This window comes from Streptosporangium sp. NPDC003464, assembly GCF_053588315.1.
Genome location: NZ_JBSFPS010000453.1, coordinates 1 through 4,213, shown reverse-complemented (window position 1 = coordinate 4,213; position 4,213 = coordinate 1). Strand labels below are relative to the sequence as shown.

The 4,213-nt window shown below is 69.6% G+C and carries 5 protein-coding genes; 1 reads left to right on the top strand and 4 read right to left on the bottom strand.

From position 1 onward, the window contains the following. Positions 1–248 precede the first annotated feature (248 nt). The 4 genes from ACWDS7_RS46960 to ACWDS7_RS46945 form a co-directional block, all read right to left on the bottom strand. The gene (locus ACWDS7_RS46960; protein ID WP_451934591.1) at positions 249–551 is read right to left on the bottom strand and encodes a DUF6283 family protein; all 303 of its coding nucleotides are present in this window, start codon (positions 549–551) and stop codon (positions 249–251) included. Between the two features lie 223 nt (positions 552–774). Continuing rightward, on the bottom strand, positions 775–1,431 hold the full coding sequence (locus ACWDS7_RS46955; protein ID WP_451934590.1) for a response regulator: 657 nt from the start codon (positions 1,429–1,431) through the stop codon (positions 775–777). Then, positions 1,428–2,552 carry a sensor histidine kinase gene (locus ACWDS7_RS46950; protein ID WP_451934592.1) on the bottom strand — a complete coding sequence of 375 codons (1,125 nt, stop codon included), beginning with the start codon at positions 2,550–2,552 and terminating at the stop codon, positions 1,428–1,430. Before ACWDS7_RS46950 ends, ACWDS7_RS46955 begins: the two co-directional genes overlap by 4 nt. A gap of 53 nt (positions 2,553–2,605) precedes the next feature. Then, positions 2,606–3,394, bottom strand: coding sequence for a hypothetical protein (locus tag ACWDS7_RS46945; RefSeq protein WP_451934589.1), 789 nt, complete (start codon positions 3,392–3,394; stop codon positions 2,606–2,608). Positions 3,395–3,719: 325 nt separating this feature from the next. On the opposite strand from ACWDS7_RS46945, the gene ACWDS7_RS46940 reads away from it, so the two are divergent. Next, on the top strand, positions 3,720–4,073 hold the full coding sequence (locus tag ACWDS7_RS46940; RefSeq protein ID WP_451934588.1) for a DUF2809 domain-containing protein: 354 nt from the start codon (positions 3,720–3,722) through the stop codon (positions 4,071–4,073). Positions 4,074–4,213: the final 140 nt, after the last annotated feature.

The window sequence follows — 4,213 nt, the reverse complement described above, 5'->3', positions numbered from 1 at the left end:
GTCCCACCACTCTGCGGCGGCGTCATCGTCTCTTGATCATCTCCTGTCTTTACTACTTGTCTGTCTGAACGGACTCCAGCAACGGCCCCCGAGAACAGGGCACACGATCGAACGGGGAACACCCCCTACGCCCCGGTACGCGCGATTCGTGACGACTACGAACCGCAACCCTTATCTAGCTCATCGCTACTTTGGGGCTGGGGACGCCTTCGGGAGCAGGACGCCATGACGGGCCGCCCTGCTGTGTCTCAACCATCGGCGTCGCGCTTTGCGTCGCGGGCGGGAAGGTCGCGCTCGATCTCCTCCCAGCAGCCCCCGGCGCGGCCGTACCGGTCACCGCGGCACGGCGCGAGCACCGGGTCGTCGGCATCGACGCCGCTGGCGATCGCCATCTGGCGGTAGCTGCCGAATAGCTCGACGTCGCTGTGCACGGCGCTGTAGTCACGGCCGCTCATCCGGATGGTGAGGTTGTCGGCGGCGGCGACCAGGCCAAGGACTCCCGAAGCTACAGCCAGGGGCAAAGTAGGGGGCTGAGCGGACAGAATGTTCATTCTGTCTGGTTCCCGAGACGGCGTCTGACCAGGTCAGCGCAGTGAGATCACTGCGGGAACCAATCCGGCCCCAAGCCGGGCACGGCTGTCCACAGCCGAAACCCCGGCTTCCGCCCCTACCGCCTGACCAGCCCTATTAGCCCTTTCCGGCGTACTTGGTCTGCCCCCTAACTGTCCAACCCTGCGGCGAGGTCCGGACGATGTGGGGCGCCAGTAGCCGTGATCAGGGTAGGTCGTTCCCGCCTGCGTCGCGGACGAGCAGCGCGATCTGCACCCGGTTGGCCAGGCCCAGCTTGGCCAGTGAGCGGCTGACGTGCGCCTTGACTGTGGTCTCGGTCATGCCCAGCTCGCGGGCGATCTCGGCGTTGGACAGCCCTCGAGCCACCGCCCGCGCGATCTGGCGTTCGCGCTCGGTAAGCCGGGCCAGGCGCTTCCTGGCGACGGCCGAGTCGGGGGTCTCCTGCCTGGCGAAGGCGTCGAGCATGCGCTTGGTCACCGTTGGTGAGAGCGTGGCGTTGCCTTGAGCCACCGCGCGCACGGCGGCGATCAGGTCACGGGGCGGGGTGTCCTTCAGCAAGAAGCCCGCTGCCCTGGCCCGCAGGGCGCTGTAGACGTACTCGTCGCGATCGAAGGTGGTCAGCATGACCGTCTTGGGCGGCTGAGGCGAGCAGTTGATCTCCCTGAGCGCCGTCACGCCATCCATGACCGGCATCCGCACGTCCATGAGGACGACGTGCGGCCGATGGCGGGTGGCCTCGGCCACCGCCTCGGCCCCGTTGCGCGCCTCGGCGATCACCTCGATGTCGCCGGCGGCCTCCAGGATCGCGCGCAGGCCGGTGCGCACCAGCGCCTCGTCGTCCGCGATGAGCACTTTGATCATGTCGGTAGCCTGACGCTGACCAGGAATCCGCCGTCCGGCTCCGCTGCGGCCGTGAAGCGTCCGCCCAGCAGCTCCACGCGCTCGCGCAGCCCCAGCAGCCCGGCCCCGCCACCGGGCAGGTCCAGGGCCGGTTCGGGCGGGGCGGCGTTGCGCACGTCGACCTGCAGCGCGGCGGGCAGATGACGCAGGACGACCTGGGTCGCGGCCCGGCCCGCGTGTTTGTGGATGTTGGTGAGGGCCTCCTGGACGACGCGGTAGGCGGTGTGCTGGACCATGACCGACAGCGCGCCAGGATCGCCCTCCTCGTGCCGTTCCACCGGGACGCCGGCCGAGCGGGACTGCTCCAAGAGCCCGTCGAGATCGGCCAGTGTCGGCCGCGGACGGTACTCCCCGTCCTCCTCACTGAGAACTCCCAGCACCGCTCTGAGCTCGGTGAGCGCGTCCTTGCCCGTCACGCGGATCAGCTCCGCCTCCGCCGCGGTCTTCTCGTCGGTGGCGTTGATCTCCAGCGCTCCCGCCCGCAGGACCATGAGCGAGACCCGATGGGTCACCACGTCGTGCATCTCGCGCGCGATCCGGGCGCGCTCCAGCGCGCGCGCCTGCTCGCTTCGCGCCGCCTGCTCGCGCTCCAGCCGCCGGGCACGCTCGCGCAGCCCCGCGACCACTTCGCGGCGGGCGCCCGCCCACAGCCCGAGCACCAGCGGGAGCCAGACGAACAGGGGCGCGCCACCAAGCGCGCTGACCAGCCCGGCACCGGGCTGCGGGATGACCGCGACCAGACTGACCGGCACCGCATACAGCGCCAGCGGGACCGGGCGCCGCAGGACGGTCGCGGCCACGTACGAGGCCACCGCCAGCAGCAGCCCCGGCGTGCGGAGCACAGCGTCGGCCGGCGCGAGCACCAGGAGCAGCCACGGCCTGCCGAGCGCCGCCCTGGCCGCCGCCCACGCGGCGAGCAACCCCACCACGGCGGCCGCAACGTAGGCAACCGGCAGGTGCGCGGGCAGTCCGGCCAGCGTGGCCGCGTACCCGTACGCCTGCGCGCCGGGCAACGCCGCCGGCACGAAGGCCCCGCAGAAGGCGAAGGCGGGCAACGCCCACGACAAGAGCCCGGCCCGCATATCCCTCACCCACCACAGCGTAGAGACCGCCGAGCGGTGCCCGGAGCGGCCCGTCACCAGCTGAGCACCCGCAACGGCACCCGGTCCCCGGCCGGCTGCGCCTGCGCGCGCAGCTGCGGTACGGCATCGCGCAGCACCTTGATCCCGAGCGGCACGAGCACCAGGCACAGCACAGCACCCGACAGGACGCCGTCGATCAGCTCGCTTCTCTTCAGCACGCCGGTCCACAGCCATCCCGAGAACACGAACAGCACCAGCCGCCCGGTGCCGAACGTGCCCGCACGGAAGGCGGCCAGGCCGAGGAGCAGCGTCCCGAGGTAGAGACCGAAGGCCGCCGAGACCGGAACCCGCCAGGGCCCGTAGGAGATGTCCACGTACAAGTCCATCACGATCTCGGTCGTCCGCTCCAGCCCCAGCGTCCCGATGAGCCGCAGGGCCGTCTCGTCCACTCCCGCCCAGTACAGGCGCGAGAACAACCCCACGACCACCAGCGCGCCACCCAACTGGGCCGCCCAGGGGGAGCGCGCGGCAGCCACCCGGGCCAGCACGACAATCGCCAGGCACAGCACGATGGCGCCCGCCGTGTAAAGGGCGTACCCAGCCGTAGCCAGCCCCGGGTTCACGGCGTAGGCGGCCAACTGCTCCGGCGCGGCGAACGGCTGCGTGGCGAAGGACGCCCGCTGCTCCGGCGTGAACTCCGCCGTGCTTGTCGCCAGGTGGCGCAGCGTCAACCCGGCGAACCACAGGAGCGGCCCGAGCACCAGGGCGCCACCTCCGAGGAAACGCCCGGGGAACCAGGCGTTGTGGTGAACCGACGTGGGAGTGATGTTGATCAATGACATGCCCTCACCCTGACGTGCAGGAGAAGGCCGCCACATCTGCCGTTAGACATGTACAGATGTCTCTTTAGTTGAGTTGGTGACTGACGTACCGCGGCCCTGGCCGCTCTCCACCAGCCTGTCCCTCTACGGGGTTCAGCCCACAAAGGTCAAAACCCACATTCGGTGGATCATGAACAGGTGTTGGAGTTCTCTTCCTCGCACCACGCGGGCACTGTTTCATCTGGTCGGGCCTCATTCCGGATGGATCGTCAAGGGACGAGCTCTACGATCAGGTTCGTCCTGATCGTTGAGATTCGGAGAAGATGTCAATCTCATGCGCCGTGCCATGGTCCTTCTGGGTGGCGTCGCCCTCGCCGTCGGCGCGTTCACCCTCTTCTACCGGGGCCCGGGACAACCGTTCGTCCGCGGTTACGTGAGCGACGTCGGTGCCACCATGCTGGTCTACGCGTTCTTGGGGCTGCTGTGGCGCACCACCGCCGCACGCCGCACCCTGGCCACGGCCGCGATCGCCGCCGCCGTCGAGTTCTACCAAGTAGTCGGCATGATCCCGCCGGGCATCGGCGGTGTCCTGGTCGGCGCGTTCCCCGACCCATGGGACCTGGTCGCCTATGCCATTGGTATGGTCGCGGCCCTGGCCTGGGAACGCCGATCGGTCCGATCCGGTGATCAGACCGGCTGACTCTCGGACTCCACCCCACCGGCACGCTGACGGTACGGATGCCCCACAGCGGCGAGGTCATCGGGGTCGTCCTGCGCGGTGGCCAGCCGTTGCAAAGCCGACTCCGGCGCCACCTACGACGGCGAGGGGGGAGTCGACGT